This window comes from Citrobacter sp. LUTT5, from assembly GCF_009905315.1.
Lineage (GTDB): Bacteria > Pseudomonadota > Gammaproteobacteria > Enterobacterales > Enterobacteriaceae > Citrobacter > Citrobacter freundii.
In genome coordinates, this window is sequence record NZ_CP047606.1 from 123,692 (window position 1) to 139,606 (window position 15,915).

15 protein-coding genes are annotated in these 15,915 nt (G+C 52.6%); 6 read left to right on the forward strand and 9 right to left on the reverse strand.

What is annotated here, in order from left to right; translation table 11 throughout:
• Positions 1 to 46 precede the first annotated feature (46 nt).
• From secB to cysE, 3 genes are all read left to right on the forward strand, one after another.
• Positions 47 to 514 carry a protein-export chaperone SecB gene (secB, locus tag GUC46_RS00605; RefSeq protein WP_003024155.1) on the forward strand — a complete coding sequence of 156 codons (468 nt, stop codon included), beginning with the start codon at positions 47 to 49 and terminating at the stop codon, positions 512 to 514.
• Positions 514 to 1,533, forward strand: a complete 1,020-nt coding sequence (gpsA, locus tag GUC46_RS00610) for an NAD(P)H-dependent glycerol-3-phosphate dehydrogenase (RefSeq protein WP_003844543.1) — start codon at positions 514 to 516, stop codon at positions 1,531 to 1,533. The genes secB and gpsA overlap by 1 nt, the downstream gene beginning before the upstream one ends.
• A 78-nt stretch (positions 1,534 to 1,611) precedes the next feature.
• The gene (gene cysE, locus GUC46_RS00615; RefSeq protein ID WP_003024160.1) at positions 1,612 to 2,433 is read left to right on the forward strand and encodes a serine O-acetyltransferase; all 822 of its coding nucleotides are present in this window, start codon (positions 1,612 to 1,614) and stop codon (positions 2,431 to 2,433) included.
• Between the two features lie 86 nt (positions 2,434 to 2,519).
• On the opposite strand, the gene trmL is transcribed toward cysE, so the two are convergent.
• From trmL to GUC46_RS00645, 6 genes are all read right to left on the reverse strand, one after another.
• Positions 2,520 to 2,993: a tRNA (uridine(34)/cytosine(34)/5-carboxymethylaminomethyluridine(34)-2'-O)-methyltransferase TrmL gene (gene trmL, locus GUC46_RS00620; RefSeq protein ID WP_016151165.1), complete on the reverse strand. Its 474-nt coding sequence runs from the start codon at positions 2,991 to 2,993 to the stop codon at positions 2,520 to 2,522.
• 46 nt (positions 2,994 to 3,039) lie between these two features.
• On the reverse strand, positions 3,040 to 4,380 hold the full coding sequence (locus GUC46_RS00625; RefSeq protein WP_130715279.1) for an aromatic acid/H+ symport family MFS transporter: 1,341 nt from the start codon (positions 4,378 to 4,380) through the stop codon (positions 3,040 to 3,042).
• A 195-nt stretch (positions 4,381 to 4,575) separates the two neighbouring features.
• Positions 4,576 to 5,766, reverse strand: coding sequence for an FMN-dependent L-lactate dehydrogenase LldD (gene lldD, locus GUC46_RS00630; RefSeq protein ID WP_003837647.1), 1,191 nt, complete (start codon positions 5,764 to 5,766; stop codon positions 4,576 to 4,578).
• On the reverse strand, positions 5,763 to 6,539 hold the full coding sequence (gene lldR, locus GUC46_RS00635) for a transcriptional regulator LldR (RefSeq protein ID WP_046671016.1): 777 nt from the start codon (positions 6,537 to 6,539) through the stop codon (positions 5,763 to 5,765). Before lldR ends, lldD begins: the two co-directional genes overlap by 4 nt.
• Entirely contained in the window at positions 6,536 to 8,191 is a 1,656-nt protein-coding gene (gene lldP, locus GUC46_RS00640; RefSeq protein WP_003837651.1) for an L-lactate permease, read from the reverse strand. The genes lldR and lldP overlap by 4 nt, the downstream gene beginning before the upstream one ends.
• Before the next feature lie 262 nt (positions 8,192 to 8,453).
• Positions 8,454 to 8,816, reverse strand: a complete 363-nt coding sequence (locus GUC46_RS00645; RefSeq protein WP_003024174.1) for a YibL family ribosome-associated protein — start codon at positions 8,814 to 8,816, stop codon at positions 8,454 to 8,456.
• Positions 8,817 to 9,108: 292 nt separating this feature from the next.
• On the opposite strand from GUC46_RS00645, the gene GUC46_RS00650 reads away from it, so the two are divergent.
• A complete protein-coding gene (locus GUC46_RS00650) occupies positions 9,109 to 9,315 on the forward strand; it encodes a hypothetical protein (RefSeq protein WP_003024176.1) in 207 nt (68 codons plus the stop codon).
• Between the two features lie 12 nt (positions 9,316 to 9,327).
• Here the strand turns inward: GUC46_RS00650 and mtlR are convergent, their stop codons facing one another.
• From mtlR to mtlA, 3 genes are all read right to left on the reverse strand, one after another.
• Complete coding sequence (mtlR, locus tag GUC46_RS00655) at positions 9,328 to 9,915, reverse strand: mannitol operon repressor MtlR (protein ID WP_003024179.1); 588 nt, start codon at positions 9,913 to 9,915, stop codon at positions 9,328 to 9,330.
• Positions 9,915 to 11,063, reverse strand: a complete 1,149-nt coding sequence (gene mtlD, locus GUC46_RS00660) for a mannitol-1-phosphate 5-dehydrogenase (RefSeq protein WP_160179642.1) — start codon at positions 11,061 to 11,063, stop codon at positions 9,915 to 9,917. Before mtlD ends, mtlR begins: the two co-directional genes overlap by 1 nt.
• A gap of 220 nt (positions 11,064 to 11,283) precedes the next feature.
• A complete protein-coding gene (gene mtlA / locus GUC46_RS00665) occupies positions 11,284 to 13,200 on the reverse strand; it encodes a PTS mannitol transporter subunit IICBA (RefSeq protein ID WP_003024181.1) in 1,917 nt (638 codons plus the stop codon).
• Between the two features lie 531 nt (positions 13,201 to 13,731).
• On the opposite strand from mtlA, the gene GUC46_RS00670 reads away from it, so the two are divergent.
• Together GUC46_RS00670 and GUC46_RS00675 are read left to right on the forward strand one after the other, a co-directional pair.
• On the forward strand, positions 13,732 to 14,094 hold the full coding sequence (locus GUC46_RS00670; protein ID WP_003844553.1) for a DUF3302 domain-containing protein: 363 nt from the start codon (positions 13,732 to 13,734) through the stop codon (positions 14,092 to 14,094).
• A gap of 2 nt (positions 14,095 to 14,096) precedes the next feature.
• Positions 14,097 to 15,233: an HlyD family secretion protein gene (locus GUC46_RS00675; RefSeq protein WP_003024188.1), complete on the forward strand. Its 1,137-nt coding sequence runs from the start codon at positions 14,097 to 14,099 to the stop codon at positions 15,231 to 15,233.
• Positions 15,234 to 15,915: the final 682 nt, after the last annotated feature.

A 15,915-nucleotide genomic window follows, 5' to 3' on the forward strand; every position in this document is an offset into this window, starting at 1 on the left:
GGCGTACTGAAAGTATTTAAAGGACAACACTAAGGGTTTTCTAAACATGTCAGAACAAAATAACACTGAAATGGCTTTCCAGATCCAACGTATCTATACCAAGGATGTGTCTTTCGAAGCGCCAAATGCACCGCATGTTTTCCAGAAAGATTGGCAGCCAGAGGTTAAACTTGATCTTGATACCGCATCTACCCAACTGGCAGATGACGTGTATGAAGTAGTGCTGCGTGTCACTGTAACGGCTTCTCTTGGTGAAGAAACTGCGTTCCTGTGCGAAGTTCAGCAGGGCGGTATTTTCTCCATCAGTGGTATCGAAGGGACTCAGATGGCGCATTGCCTGGGCGCATACTGCCCGAACATTCTGTTCCCGTATGCCCGCGAATGCATCACCAGCCTGGTTTCACGCGGTACGTTCCCGCAACTGAACCTTGCGCCGGTCAACTTTGATGCGCTGTTCATGAACTATTTACAGCAGCAGGCTGGCGAAGGTACTGAAGAACATCAGGATGCCTGATGAACCAAAGTAATGCTTCAATGACTGTGATTGGTGCCGGCTCGTACGGCACCGCTCTTGCCATCACCCTGGCAAGAAATGGCCATCAGGTTGTCCTGTGGGGCCATGATCCGAAACATATCGCGACCCTTGAGCACGATCGCTGCAACGTCGCGTTCCTTCCTGATGTGCCTTTTCCTGACACACTGCGCCTGGAAAGTGATTTAGCCACTGCGCTGGCCGCCAGTCGTAATATTCTGGTGGTGGTGCCGAGCCACGTCTTTGGCGAAGTGCTGCGAAACATCAAACCATTGATGCGTCCTGACGCACGACTGGTCTGGGCGACAAAAGGTCTGGAGGCGGAAACAGGGCGTCTGCTGCAGGACGTCGCGCGTGAAGCGCTGGGGGACTCAATTCCACTGGCGGTTATTTCCGGCCCGACGTTCGCCAAAGAGCTGGCTGCGGGCATGCCGACGGCGATTTCTCTGGCCTCGACGGACGACGCCTTTGCTGACGATCTCCAGCAGTTGCTGCACTGCGGCAAAAGCTTTCGCGTTTACAGCAACCCGGATTTCATTGGCGTGCAGCTTGGCGGCGCGGTGAAAAACGTCATTGCGATTGGTGCGGGGATGTCTGACGGCATCGGTTTTGGCGCGAATGCGCGTACCGCATTGATCACCCGTGGACTGACCGAAATGTCTCGCCTTGGCGCGGCGCTGGGTGCCGATCCTGCCACCTTTATGGGGATGGCGGGTTTAGGCGATCTGGTGCTGACCTGCACCGACAACCAGTCGCGTAACCGTCGTTTTGGCATGATGCTCGGCCAGGGTATGGACGTGCAGGGCGCGCAGGACAAGATTGGTCAGGTGGTTGAAGGCTATCGCAATACGAAAGAAGTTCGTGAATTGGCGCACCGTTTTGGTGTCGAGATGCCAATAACCGAGGAAATTTATCAAGTATTGTATTGCGGAAAAAACGCGCGCGAGGCAGCATTGACGTTATTAGGTCGTGCGCGCAAGGACGAGCGAAGCAGCCACTAGCCGTAAGGAACCGTTTCAATCTAACGACCCGACCCGCGAAGAACGGGTCGGTCGTTTTGCTACCTTCTGGAGTACGCAATGCCGTGTGAAGAACTGGATATCGTCTGGAAAAACATTAAAGCGGAAGCCCGGGCACTGGCGGAATGTGAGCCAATGTTGGCCAGTTTTTACCACGCAACGCTGCTCAAACATGAAAATCTCGGCAGTGCGCTAAGCTATATGCTGGCGAATAAACTTGCTTCTCCAATCATGCCCGCCATTGCGATTCGCGAAGTCGTGGAAGAGGCCTATGCCGCCGATCCTGAAATGATTGCCTCAGCGGCCTGTGATATTCAGGCGGTACGTACGCGTGACCCGGCTGTCGATAAATATTCCACCCCACTTCTGTACCTGAAGGGTTTTCATGCGCTTCAGGCCTACCGTATCGGTCACTGGCTGTGGCATCAGGGGCGTCAGGCGTTGGCGATCTTCCTGCAAAATCAGGTGTCCGTTACCTTCCAGGTAGACATTCATCCGGCGGCAAAAATTGGCCGTGGGATTATGCTCGATCACGCAACCGGCATTGTGGTCGGTGAAACGGCAGTGATTGAAAATGATGTCTCTATTCTGCAATCCGTCACGCTCGGCGGGACCGGTAAAGCCGGCGGCGATCGTCATCCGAAAATTCGTGAAGGTGTAATGATTGGCGCGGGGGCAAAAATTCTCGGCAACATTGAAGTCGGGCGCGGCGCGAAGATTGGCGCAGGTTCCGTGGTTTTACAACCGGTACCCCCGCATACCACTGCGGCAGGCGTACCTGCACGCATCGTCGGTAAGCCTGACAGCGATAAACCGTCTATGGATATGGATCAGCATTTCAACGGGATTCATCATACTTTCGAATACGGTGATGGCATCTGATTTCGAGCTATGCCCGGCGGCGCAGTGCTTACCGGGCCTACAAATCTCGTAGGTCGGATAAGGCGTCAGCCGCCATCCGACAAAAATCAACTACGCAATACCGCGCCGGGATAACCTAACTGGCGCCAGGCCTCATACACCACCACCGACACCGCATTTGACAGGTTCATGCTGCGACTGTCCGGCATCATCGGAATTCGAATTTTTTGTTCGGCTGGCAGCGCGTCGAGGATGCTGGATGGCAGACCGCGAGTTTCCGGGCCAAACATCAGATAATCCCCGTCCTGATAGCTTACCGCGCTATGCGCTGGCGTACCTTTGGTGGTCAGGGCAAACAGACGTTGCGGATTTTCTGCGGCGACGAAGCTGGCGTAATCAGGGTGGCGCAGCACGGCGGTAAACTCATGGTAATCCAGCCCCGCGCGACGCAGGCGCTTGTCGTCCCAGGTAAAGCCCATTGGCTCAATAATATGCAGACGAAAGCCGGTGTTGGCGCAAAGACGGATAATATTGCCGGTATTTGGCGGGATTTCTGGTTCGAATAAAACGATGTTAAGCATACTGCCCCCTTGATAACGGGGGGCAGAATAGCAGAAAGAGCGGGTACTATGCGACGGTCAGCGTGTACGGTTTATAGCGTTGCAGTTTGTAAATCGTTGCGGCAGCCGCAATCAGCGCCGGAAGGCTGAGGAACATTAATATACTGTCTGCCTGCCATTGCAGGGAAAGCAACTGGGCGCTCATCATCGTTCCGGCTACGCCACCGAAGCGGCCCACGCCCTGCATCCAGGCAATGCCCGTCGCGCGGCAGTGGGTTGGATAAAACGTGGCGGCCAGCGTCTGCAGCCCGGACTGCGCGCCGTTCATGGTAATCCCCATCAGGAAGATCAGTGCGCCGAACAGGATGATATGGTTATGTTCAAACCCGAGAGCGAGGGCAAACAGCATCGTCAGAATAAAGCCAAGTGACACCACTTTATGTGCTTCCCAGCGATCCATTAACCAACCGGCCAGCAGGATCCCCGCAGTACCGCCGAAGGTAAACAGTGACGTCAGCCAGGCGGATTCAGCCAGCGGATAGCCCATTCCCAGCATCAGCGTTGGCATCCAGCTCAGCAGCACGTAATAGATAACCAATCCCATAAAGTAGGTCATCCAGAGCATCAGCGTGCCCGGCAGCCAGGGCATACTGAATAGCTGTGCCACGCTGCCTTTTTTGACCGTGACGCGGTCTTCATCCAGATAAAACTGGGTAACCTGTTCCAGACTTCCCGATATAAAGCGTTGAGCAATGCGTTTAACCTGTGCAACCCCTTTACCGCGGTGAACCAGATACTTTACCGACTCCGGCAGGAACAGCACCAACAATACGGTGAGGGCCAGCGGGGCGATCGCACCGGCAAGCAGGACGCTGTGCCAGCCGTAGTTGGGGATAAGCCAGGAGGAGATCACCCCGCCGCCTGCAGCCCCTAACGGAAAGCCGCAGTACATGGTGTTAATCGCCATTGAACGACAGCGTTTTGGTGCAAATTCTGACACCAGGGTGATGGCATTGGGCATTGCCGCGCCAAGACCCAGCCCGGTGAGAAAGCGCCAAAATGTGAGCATATTCAGCGTCTGGGCATAGGCAGTTCCCAGACTGGCTAGGCCAAAAAACAGACAGGAAAAGACCAGCACGCGTTTACGGCCCATACGATCGGAAATCGGCCCGGCCAGCAGTGCACCAAATGACAGGCCCAGTAGTGCAGCGCTTAACACCGGTCCAAGGTCCTGCTTCTTGATGCCCCAGTCGGCTGAGAGCGTGGGCGCAATATAGCCCATCGCCGCCGTATCGAAGCCGTCGATGGCCAGGACCAGAAAACCCAGGACAATAATGACCCAGTGGAAGCGCGAAAAAGGACTGTCATCTATCGCCTGCTGGATATTCACTTTTCCGGAATAAGCCATGTTACCCTCGCCCGTTATGATGGTTGTTATCTGTATATTTCGCCCTTGTATTAGCTTGTATATACATCTGACAGGTGGATAAAAAGTTGTCAAATATATTGGTTATAAATGTTAACTGGTCGTTATTTTTGGATAAAAAATGGCCGGACTGAGAACAGACCGACCATGCAGAAAGTGGGTTTTATGGGGATATTGTTACGCCGCGCTACCCTGAACCAGAGGTGCCAGCGCAGCAGGCAGGCTTTTTCCCAGTTCTTGTACCAGCGAATCATGACTGATTTCGCTAATCGATTTTGCACCGGTCAGGGTCATTGCCACCTTCATCTCTTTCTCGATCAGATTCAGCAGATTCGCTACCCCGGCCTGACCGTGGGTTGCCAGTGCGTACAGATAAGCACGTCCCAGCAGAACACTATCCGCGCCCAGCGCAATCATGCGTACGACGTCCAGACCGTTGCGGATCCCGCTGTCTGCCAGAATGGTGATATCGCCTTTTACCGCATCGGCAATAGCGGGTAACGCGCGAGCTGAAGACAGCACGCCGTCTAACTGGCGACCACCGTGGTTAGAGACAACGATGCCATCAGCGCCGAAGCGTACGGCGTCGCGAGCATCTTCAGGATCGAGGATCCCTTTGATCACCATCGGACCATCCCAAAATTCGCGGATCCACTCGAGGTCTTTCCAGGAAATCGACGGATCGAAATTATTCGCCAGCCAGCCGATGTAGTCTTCAAGGCCGGTGGGTTTGCCAAGATAGGTCGAGATATTGCCTAAATCATGCGGGCGACCGTTCAGGCCAACGTCCCATGCCCATTGTGGATGGGTGACTGCCTGCCAGTAGCGGCGCAGTGCCGCATTTGGGCCGCTCATCCCGGAATGGGCGTCACGGTAGCGTGCGCCAGGTGTTGGCATATCGACGGTAAAGACCAGCGTGGAGCAACCTGCCGCTTTGGCTCGTTCCAGGGCGTTACGCATAAAGCCGCGATCGCGCAGAACATACAGCTGAAACCACATCGGACGCTTGATAGTCGGGGCGACTTCTTCAATCGGGCATACGGATACTGTGGAAAGCGTAAACGGAATGCCTTTGGCATCAGCGGCGGCGGCGGCCTGAACTTCGCCCCGACGCGCATACATGCCGCACAGACCGACAGGTGCAAGGGCCACCGGCATGGAGAGCGTTTCGTTGAACAGTTTTGTCTCCAGGCTCAGGTCGGACATATTCTTCAGCACGCGCTGGCGAAGGGCCACCTCCGACAGGTCTGCCACGTTACGGCGCAAAGTGTGCTCTGCATACGCCCCACCGTCAATATAGTGGAACAAGAAGGGGGGTAGGATGCGCTGGGCTGCGGCGCGATAGTCGCTGGCTGCTGAAATAATCATGTGTTGTTCTCCCTGCTATTCTCACCAGGGTCACCGGGCAGGCGGGTGATTCGCGCCTGGCGGGCCTGATCTTCATCAAATCGTTTAATCGTGGTGTGGACAAAACTGAGGTGCGCCATCATCGCTTTACGCGCGCCGTCGGCATCTCCGGCAACAATCGCATCCAGTACGGCCTGATGCTGTGCCGTTAGCTGTGAAAATACGGGCGGCACGAGGTACATTCGCTGGCGGCTCTGTTTCACCGAAGACTGCAATACGTCGAAGAAACCGCGCATGGTCTGTAACAGCACCACGTTGTGTGAGGCCTCCGCAATGGCGAGATGAAAGCGAACGTCTGCCTGCGAGGCGAGATCTGGATCTTCGCTTTGTGTGGCCTCGAAACAGAGCCTGATCTTCTCTTTGTCGGCAGCAGTGGCACGCATAGCTGCGTGCCAGGCGGTGCTGGCTTCGATGGCGTGGCGGGCTTCCAGAATATCGAAACTGTAATCAGGATCGTCCGCCAGCAGGGTTTTCAGCGGCTGAACGATGTTTTGTTCAGACCATGCCTCATGCTGCCAGCGGACAAACGTCCCACCGCCACGACGGCTAATCAGTACGCCTTCACTTACCAGCTTTGCTAACGCCTCGCGCAGCGAGTTGCGCGATACGCCGAGCTGTACGGCCAGCTGGCGCTCAGCGGGCAACTTCATGCCCGCTTCCAGCTGTTGTTCTTCAATCAGCGCCCGCACACGAGATGCGACTTCGTCTGACAAGCGTCTGGGCATTACTATCATGGAATCATCCAGGTTAAGACATAGGCCTGCAGTGTGGTAATCACACCCACCATGCAGGTGAAAATCAGACTGTGCTTCACGGTAAAGCGGAACAGGTCAGACTCTTTTCCCACTAATCCCACTGCCGCACAGGCGATAGCGATAGATTGCGGAGAGATCATTTTTCCGGTCACGCCGCCGGTGGTATTTGCAGCCACCATTAATACATCCGAAACACCGATTTGCTGAGCGGCCGTGGCCTGTAGGGCGGCAAACAGTGCGTTTGATGAGGTGTCGGATCCAGTCAGGAATACCCCCAGCCAGCCAAGGAACGGCGAGAAGAAGGTAAATGCGCTGCCGGTGTGAGCCAGGGCCAATGCCAGGGTGGATGAAAGCCCGGAGTAGTTAGAGATAAACGCGAATGCCAGCACCATCCCGATGGAGTAGATAGGTAGCGCCAGATCTTTCAGCGTGCTACCAAAGGTCTGAAGCGCAGCAGACGGCTTCATCTTCAGCCAGACGATGGACAGCAGGGCGGCAAACAGTATTGCGGTACCGGTCGCGGAGAACCAGTCAAATTTGTACACCGCCGCGTAGGCTGTGGCTTCGTGTACGACCGGCGGCATACGGGCAACCAGCTTGTCGAGGAACGGAACCGGAATATTGACCACCCAGTGGTACATCGCGCCGCCTGGCGCAAACAGCGCTTTAAACGGCGGTATGCTCCACAGCGTGACGGTAGCTGTCAGGAACAGGAACGGCGACCAGGCTCGGATGATTTGCCCGGCGGTGTAGCGGGTGCGCGACAGATCCATATCGACCTGCGAAGCGCCCATATCACCAAAGCGGAAGATGCGTACCGGCTGCCAGCGCTTCAGGAACAGCGTCAGACAGACCAGGGAAACCAGAGAAGAGATGATGTCCGGCAGTTCCGGTCCGATAAAGTTAGAGCTGAGATACTGCGCGATAGCAAACGAGCCGCCAGCGACCATCACCGCAGGCCAGGTTTCTTTCACGCCACGCCAGCCATCCATAATCGCCATAATCCAGAACAGCACGATAATGGTCAGGAACGGCAGTTGACGGCCCACCATCTGGCCAATCTCGAAGCTGTCCAGCCCGGTAACCTGACCGGCAACCAGAATCGGAATGCCCATTGCCCCAAAAGCGACTGGAGCGGTGTTTACGATTAAGCACAAACCTGCCGCATACAGCGGGTTAAAGCCAAGGCCAACCAGCAGTGCGGCGGTAATCGCTACCGGAGCACCGAAGCCTGCCGCCCCTTCGAGGAATGCCCCAAAGGAGAAACCGACAATCAGCATTTGCAGACGCTGGTCTGGGGTAATCGAGAGTATCGAGGAGCGGATAATGTCGAACTGCCCGGTCTTCACCGAGATTTTATAGACGAATACCGCGGCGATAATGATCCAGGCAATTGGCCACAGACCGTAGAAGAAACCGTACACTACGGATGCCAGAGCGTGATCGACCGGCATTTTGTAAAACAGCAGGGCGACCGACAAAGCGATCACCACCGTCCATGACGCCGCAACGTAGCCTTTCAGCTTGAGCTTAATCAGGGCGAAGAAAAAGAACAGGATGGGGAGCGATGCGATCAGACTGGAAAGCCAGATGTTACCGGCCGGGTCGTAGTTCTGTTGCCAGAGATTCATTGCAGGTCTCCTGGGGGCCGCCGACATAATGGAATGAGTCTTTGCTCAAATCTTCGTCACATTATGTGTAAAAGTGGCCCTGCCAATATTGTTGTGTAGGGGTAATGACAATGAATGGTTAATCAAATGTTATTTATTGGCAACGGTATTGTATGCACATTTTAATGAAATGTGAGGTGCTGGTATGATCTGGCTAAAATTGGTAGGGCCAATTGCGAGGGGAAGTGAAGGACCGGGCAAGCGGATGTTGCCCGGTGGGAGATCAGAACTCGCTCTTCGCGAAGCCCGTCATCTCTTTCAGGCCCATTTCACGGCCAAGCTCGGTCATCGGGTGAACGACAATCAGGCCGCGCACGCTCTTCTTCAGCTTGCCCATGTCGGCCTGTTCTTTTTTGGTGATGGTACGACGGAAAGGGAGTTTCGTCAGCTTTTGCGCTTCTTTGCTCAGCTTCTGACCATGGACTTCACGCAGACGTGCAATCTCGTTTTCCAGAGTTTCTTTCTCTTGCTCCAACTCAGCATATTTGTCGGCGGCTTCAACCAGAGACAGGTCAGCCTGCTGGTGGCGGATAGCGTCCAGACGATCGCTCAGGCGTTTAATTTCGTTTTTTTCGACTTCTTTCATAGGATAGCTTCTGATAAAAATAGGATGAATATCCTATAGTATGCGCGCAGAGCGGGATTATTCACAACTAATCGAAGATAAATAATCAAATGTTGCAAGTATTATTCAGCTAATGAAAATATTACTATTTTGATTAATAAGGAATTTTAAGCGATAAGATCGACCATGGCGCATTTTGTTGGCGGGTTCATAGTGAAGCACGTTTTCCTTAATGTAATTGCCAAACCGATCCTAAACTTAAATGATCAACCGCGCAGGCTGAGCGCGGTTAATACATGGAGGAGGGAAGATTATGGCGAAAATAGGTGAGAACGTTTCGGCTCTAATTGATAAGACGGTCGATTTTATGGCTTCAAGCCAGGCTTTTCGCGAGTATCTGAATAAAACACCGCCACGCAACGTTGTCCCTTCTGAAATACCGCAGGAGAATGCGCAGTTGTATCTGCAACGTCTGGCGTACTATCGGCAGCTTTATCGACCGCAGCAGGAAGAGAAATAAGCAAGCATCGTCTTATTTTTGAAAGGCTTTTTTTAAGCTGATTTTAGAAATCAGCTCGGTCAGGGAAAGTACCATCGTGGAGCGCACCATCTGCTGGTAGCGCTGGATCTGCATCGCGTGCAGACCTGAGTCTGAGGTATCAAACTGCGGTGGCGGCGGGAGTGCCGTCACGCAGTGGAGTTCGCCAAACGGACCAAGAATTTCATCGTCGGTGAACGCATATTCATTGCCGTCATGGTTTAACTCTTCCCGCAGCGCCATCAGAAGCTCGGCGTCTTCATACTCCGGTCGGCTGAGCACGCCCAGACCGTAGATGAGCTTCAGGCGAACGGAAAGATCGCCCAGCGGACCGTCGCCGTCAAGCAGTGGTTCTACAGCATATTTCACCGCATAGTCGTCTTTGCGAAATACCTGAAGCACAAGAATATTCACCGCCTCGGTGAGCAGTTCTACGGCGGTGATGAGGAAGCTGCGTACGGTTTTGCCAGCATTCAGACGCTCAAGCACACGATTTTCAAAGGCCTGCGTTTGTTCCATTATTGCCTGCATATCTGACAATCTATTATTCAGGCGCAGGATATCCTGCGCCAGGTCCTGCATCATTTCTTTGCGTTATACGCGTTAACAGCCTCAAGCACGACATCGCTGTTGGCATCCAGCCCGGAAACTTGCGCCAGCGCGGACTGTGGACCTTTTTCGTCAATCAGCGCGGCCAGTTCCTGTGCCTGCGGATCTTCTTCGCTGCGATAGTGCATCGCTGCCGCAATACCGATAACCAGATTCGCATGCGGCAAACCATACTCCAGCGTACCCAGCAGCGGTTTAATCAGACGATCTCCCGCGCTCAGCTTACGCAGCGGCTGACGACCCACGCGCTCAACGTCATCTTTCAGATACGGGTTTTCAAAGCGACCGAGGATTTTCTGAATGTATGCCGCATGTTTTGCTGCATCAAAACCATAGCGTTTGATCAGTACCGCGCCGCTCTCTTCCATCGCACCTTTTACCACTGCGCGGATTTTCTCGTCGAGAATCGCGTCACGGATGGTCTGATGACCGGTCAATTTTCCGAGGTACGCGGTTATAGCATGCCCGGTGTTCAGCGTGAAGAGTTTACGTTCGACAAATGCCATTAGGTTATCAGTTAATTCCATTCCTGGAATATTTGGTAGTTCACCTTTGAACTGTGTTTTGTCGACAATCCACTCACTGAAGGTTTCTACGGTAACTTCCAGCGGGTCATTGGTTGCTGAAGCCGAAGGCGGAACAATGCGGTCCACGGCGGAATCGACGAAGCCAACATGTTCTTCAACCCAGGCTTTGTCTTCATCTGCCAGCGCGTTCATTACATGGCCTTTCAACTGGGTCGTTCCGCGCACCATGTTTTCACAGGCGATGATATTCAGCGGAGTAGCTATACCCTGTGCCTTGCGTTTAACCAGCCCTTTGGCGATGGCCGGAGCGATACGCTCAAGCACGACCGGACCGACGGCGGTAGTGACTAAATCTACATGGGCAATCAGGTCGACGACATCATCGCCGATGCTGCTCACGGCGTTGACGCCGGAGACGGTATCAACCTGTTCGTTTTCACCTACGACATGAACCTGATAGCTATGACGGGCATTCAGGGCATCGAGCACGACCTGATTTACATCCGCGAACGTCAGCTGTATCCCCGCGTCCGCCAGCAGTTTGCCGATAAAGCCACGACCGATATTACCTGCGCCAAAATGTAATGCTTTCATAGTATTAACCTTCATCAATGTTTTTACCCAAGAGGGCTGGGGTGAGGCTTTTCCCTCAACCTAACCCTCTCCACAAGGGAGAGGATATCGCCTTCATATTTCGAACTGCAGATGCGTTGGCTCTCCTCGCTCACCCCAGTCACGTACTTATGTACGCTCCTGGGGATTCACTGCGTTGCCGCCTTCCTGCAGCTCGAACTATTTTGGAGATACTTAACCGTTAAGCTTTTTTACCAGCCAGCAGCTCCAGAACTTCATCCACGCTGGTGGTATGGGCCAGACGTTCGATCACGGATTCGTCATCCAGCGCGTTGGTCAGGCTGGTAATCACCTGGATGTGCTCGTTGTTACGTGCTGCGATACCAATCACCAGGCGGGCAATATCGTCTTCTTCTTCACCGAAGCGAACGCCTTCCGGGTACTGGCAGAACACCACACCGGTTTTCAGCACACGGTCTTTGGCTTCAACCGTCCCGTGCGGTACTGCGATGGACTCGCCGAGGTAAGTCGGAGTCAGTTTTTCGCGGTCCAGCATCGCCTCGACGTATTCTGGCTCAACGTAACCGCCTTTCACCAGTTGCTCACCAGCAAAGCGAATTGCTTCCTCTTTGTTAGTTGCTTTACGACCGAGGAAGATATTCTCCGCACCCAGTTTGAACAGGTGGGTATCACCCTCTTCAAAGCTGTCTTTCAGGTGATCGCGGACTTTCTCTTCGTTCACGTTGTGGCGCTGTGCAGCGACCAGACGTTCGGTCAGGTTGGAGTACAGGCCGCTGTCGAGGAAGTTGGTCAGCGAAATGTGCTGTGCCTGAGGCACCTGGCGCATCGCGCGTTCGGTCAGGTCACGGTGGGTAATGACCAGATCCACATCCGGCGGCAGATTGTTAATCGCGCTGTTAGTGACGGAAATCTGAGACAGACCTGCATCCTGTACTTTCTTACGCAGTACGCCCGCACCCATGGCGCTGGAACCCATGCCGGCATCGCAGGCAACGATGATTTTACGCACATGGCTCAGGTCGTTGGTCACGTCGCCAGCCGCCAGCGGAGATGCGCCTTTGGATTCCGCTTTCATGTCGTGCATACGACGGGTTGCGGCATCAATGTCATCATCTTCTTTCACTTTGCTGGTTTTTAGCAGAATGGCTGAAACCACAAAGGAGACTGCCATAGCAGCACAGATAGCAGCGATGTTAGCGAAGTAAGCGCCCTTCGGCGTCATGGCCAGCACGGCCAGGATAGAACCCGGAGAGGCCGGAGAAACCAGACCGCCGTTCAGGATAGTCAGGGTAAATACGCCAGTCATACCGCCGAGGATAACGGCCAGGATCAGACGTGGGTTCATCAGCACGTACGGGAAGTAAATTTCGTGGATACCACCCAGGAAGTGAATGATTGCCGCGCCGCCCGCAGACTGCTTAGCGCTGCCGCGACCGAAGAACATGTATGCCAGCAGAACGCCCATACCCGGACCCGGGTTAGCTTCAATCAGGAAGAAGATGGATTTGCCCATCTCATGGGACTGCTGAATACCCAGCGGTGAGAAAATACCGTGGTTGATGGCGTTGTTGAGGAACAGGATTTTCGCCGGTTCAACGAAGATAGACGCCAGCGGCAGCATGTCATGGACAACCATGAAGTTAACGCCTGCCGCCAGGATTTTGGACAGTGCTTCAACCAATGGGCCAATGCCAAGGAATGCCAGAATGGCGAGGATCATCCCGATGATGCCTGCGGAGAAGTTATTCACCAGCATCTCAAAACCGGACTTGATCTTACCGTCTACCCAGTTGTCGAAATGTTTGATAGCCCAGCCGCCCAGCGGGCCTGCGATCATCGCGCCGAGGAACATTGGCATATCTGCACCGACGATAACGCCCATGGTGGTGATAGCACCAACCACGCCGCCACGTTCGCCGCCAACCAGCTTACCACCGGTATAACCGATCAGTAGCGGCAGCAGATAGGTGATCATAGGACCGACAAGCTTCGCCAGCGTTTCGTTCGGCAACCACCCTGTCGGAATGAATAATGCGGTGATAATACCCCACGCGATAAACGCGCCGATATTTGGCATCACCATGTTGCTGAGGAATCGACCAAAGCTTTGCACCTTGATCTTAATATCGGATGACATAAAAACACCCCTTCTTATGTTTGCTATCGCGCAGGCTGAAAGCCCGAGGTTTGTTAATGTAGCGGCAGGAGGTAGCCGGACCCTGTAGATACTGCGAAATCTGGCACTGAATCGTTCAACTGTCCAGTCGACGACCTTTTATGTGATATTCGTCACGTAAATATAGGGTGTATGGCGTTAGTTAATGTGATCTTAATCACAAAATATCGGTACAAAAAAACATCACTGGATCAGAATTCGCCAAAAATGGGGGGTAAATGTGAACTGATTCACATTTTATCCTTTGCTGTTTGTTGAATCTTTGTGATGCAGATCGCAAAGTATTTTCATCTGCATTTGCTCGGATGTGATCTACAGCAGGTTCTACCCCCCGATATTTTTATTGCAAAAGAAAGCAACTTCTCACCAGAAAAAATATTTATTTTGTGGTATGGCGAAAACCCCAAACTGCAGTTATGTTCAAAACATCAGCCTGGGTGCATGCGGCTGCCGGCATAAAAAAACTCTAATTAGCGTGAATTCGAGGCAGGTATGTTTCTAAATTATTTCGCACTGGGCGTGCTGATCTTCGTCTTTCTGGTTCTGTTTTACGGAATCATCGCCATTCACGATATTCCCTATAATATGGCTAAAAAACGCAACCATCCTCATGCTGATGCCATTCATACGGCGGGTTGGATTAGCCTGTTTACACTCCATGCAATATGGCCGTTCCTGTGGATTTGGGCGACGCTCTACCAGCCTGAACGGGGGTGGGGCATGCAATCACACATCATGTCGAACGGAAAGGACCCAGACCCCGAGATTGCCGCACTGGCAGAGCGCATCACCCAGTTGGAAAAAAGACTGGATGGGGAGAAGAAAACAGATAACTCCACCTTTCCGGAGATTTAATCATGGATTTGTTGATAGTCCTGACCTATGTGGCCTTTGCCTGGGCCATCTTTAAAATATTCCGTATTCCGGTAAACCAATGGACGCTCGCTACTGCTGCATTAGGTGGGGTATTCATTGTTGCGGGACTGATCTTATTAATGAACTATAACCACCCGTATACCTTTACGGCGCAAAAAGCGGTTATTTCAATTCCGATCACTCCGCAAGTCACAGGAATTGTTAGTGAGGTAACGGATAAAAATAATCAGTTGATTAAAAAAGGCGAAGTGTTATTTAAACTCGATCCAGGCCGCTATCAGGCACGTGTTGACAGACTGCAGGCTGATCTTGTTACCGCCACACACAACATCGACAATCTGAAAGCCCAACTTTCTGAAGCCGTCGCCAATACTACCCGCGTTTCCGCTGAACGCGATCGTCTGTATAAAGATTATCAACGCTATTTGAAGGGCAGCCAGGCGAAGGTTAATCCCTTCTCTGAAAGCGATATCGACAACGCCCGGCAGAACTATCTGGCACAGGACGCGCTGGTAAAAGGTTCCGTTGCCGAACAGACGCAGATTCAGAGTCAGTTAGACAGTATGGTCAACGGGGAGCAATCTCAGGTTGCGTCTCTGCGCGCTCAGCTCGCTGAAGCCAAATACAATCTTGAGCAGACTATCGTCCGTGCCCCCAGCAACGGCTATGTTACGCAGGTGCTTATTCGGCCCGGGACCTACGCCGCCGCACTACCTCTGCGCCCGGTGATGGTATTTATTCCGGAACAGAAACGGCAAATTGTGGCGCAATTCCGCCAGAACTCGTTGCTGCGTCTTAAACCGGGTGATGAAGCGGAAGTGGTCTTCAACGCGCTGCCTGGTCAGGTTTTCTCCGGTAAGTTGACCTCCATTCTTCCGGTTGTGCCGGGCGGTTCTTATCAGGCGCAGGGGGCATTACAGTCCTTAACTGTGGTGCCGGGTACCGATGGCGTGCTGGCTACGATTGAGTTGGATCCTAATGCCGATGTGGATGCGCTGCCGGACGGTATCTATGCTCAGGTGGCGGTCTATTCCGACCATTTCGCTCACGTTTCAGTGATGCGTAAAGTGCTGCTGCGCATGACCAGCTGGATGCATTATCTTTATTTGGATCATTGAGTTGATATTGGATTACACGGATAGAAATTTAACCAAGGTAAAGTGAATTGTTTATATGTTGTAAATAGCAATTCATTTACCTTGGATGTTGAATATGTTTACTTGAGGTTATTCTTTTTTCCCCTCCACCATTCAATCTGACTCATATCCTCGGATATTTATTGATTTACAATAGTCACACTGATCATTTTCGTAAGACATAGAGGAAGTATCGATTGCTTAATAAATTATCTATCAGAGTCTGTTTAAAAAGCATGTTGTTTTTTCTTAAACCTTTCTAGCCAGTCAGGGGGAGTACAGCCCAGTTTTTTTATCCCGCTGCTGTTCTGGCAACCGGATAAGCTGTTGCAGATTCAGCGGGTTATCTTCATAAAGCAGATTACCCCATTCGTCATTTTCCGCCCGTCATATCACACGGTTATCGGCATCAATCAGCGCCAGCGGCAGTCTACAATGATGTAGATCTTCCGTTTTGGCTCCATGCCTCTTCCGGCCACACCGCTATTATGCATTTCCTCAGCCAGGATTTACTTTCTCTCACTACGAAGTACTCCATATTGAATCTCGGTGACACATTCGTAAGATTCATTTTTTTAGGAAGATACGCGGTCATACGAGCGTAAGTCGAATTCTCTGCTTTGAAGTATTTTACCATGGATGAATTATCAAGAATTGCCAACAA

Coding starts and splice junctions, on each gene's coding strand:
- secB (WP_003024155.1), top strand. CDS start 47: ATGTCAGAACAAAATAACACTGAAATGGCTTTCCAGATCCAACGTATC.
- gpsA (WP_003844543.1), top strand. CDS start 514: ATGAACCAAAGTAATGCTTCAATGACTGTGATTGGTGCCGGCTCGTAC.
- cysE (WP_003024160.1), top strand. CDS start 1,612: ATGCCGTGTGAAGAACTGGATATCGTCTGGAAAAACATTAAAGCGGAA.
- trmL (WP_016151165.1), bottom strand. CDS start 2,993: ATGCTTAACATCGTTTTATTCGAACCAGAAATCCCGCCAAATACCGGC.
- GUC46_RS00625 (WP_130715279.1), bottom strand. CDS start 4,380: ATGGCTTATTCCGGAAAAGTGAATATCCAGCAGGCGATAGATGACAGT.
- lldD (WP_003837647.1), bottom strand. CDS start 5,766: ATGATTATTTCAGCAGCCAGCGACTATCGCGCCGCAGCCCAGCGCATC.
- lldR (WP_046671016.1), bottom strand. CDS start 6,539: ATGATAGTAATGCCCAGACGCTTGTCAGACGAAGTCGCATCTCGTGTG.
- lldP (WP_003837651.1), bottom strand. CDS start 8,191: ATGAATCTCTGGCAACAGAACTACGACCCGGCCGGTAACATCTGGCTT.
- GUC46_RS00645 (WP_003024174.1), bottom strand. CDS start 8,816: ATGAAAGAAGTCGAAAAAAACGAAATTAAACGCCTGAGCGATCGTCTG.
- GUC46_RS00650 (WP_003024176.1), top strand. CDS start 9,109: ATGGCGAAAATAGGTGAGAACGTTTCGGCTCTAATTGATAAGACGGTC.
- mtlR (WP_003024179.1), bottom strand. CDS start 9,915: ATGCAGGACCTGGCGCAGGATATCCTGCGCCTGAATAATAGATTGTCA.
- mtlD (WP_160179642.1), bottom strand. CDS start 11,063: ATGAAAGCATTACATTTTGGCGCAGGTAATATCGGTCGTGGCTTTATC.
- mtlA (WP_003024181.1), bottom strand. CDS start 13,200: ATGTCATCCGATATTAAGATCAAGGTGCAAAGCTTTGGTCGATTCCTC.
- GUC46_RS00670 (WP_003844553.1), top strand. CDS start 13,732: ATGTTTCTAAATTATTTCGCACTGGGCGTGCTGATCTTCGTCTTTCTG.
- GUC46_RS00675 (WP_003024188.1), top strand. CDS start 14,097: ATGGATTTGTTGATAGTCCTGACCTATGTGGCCTTTGCCTGGGCCATC.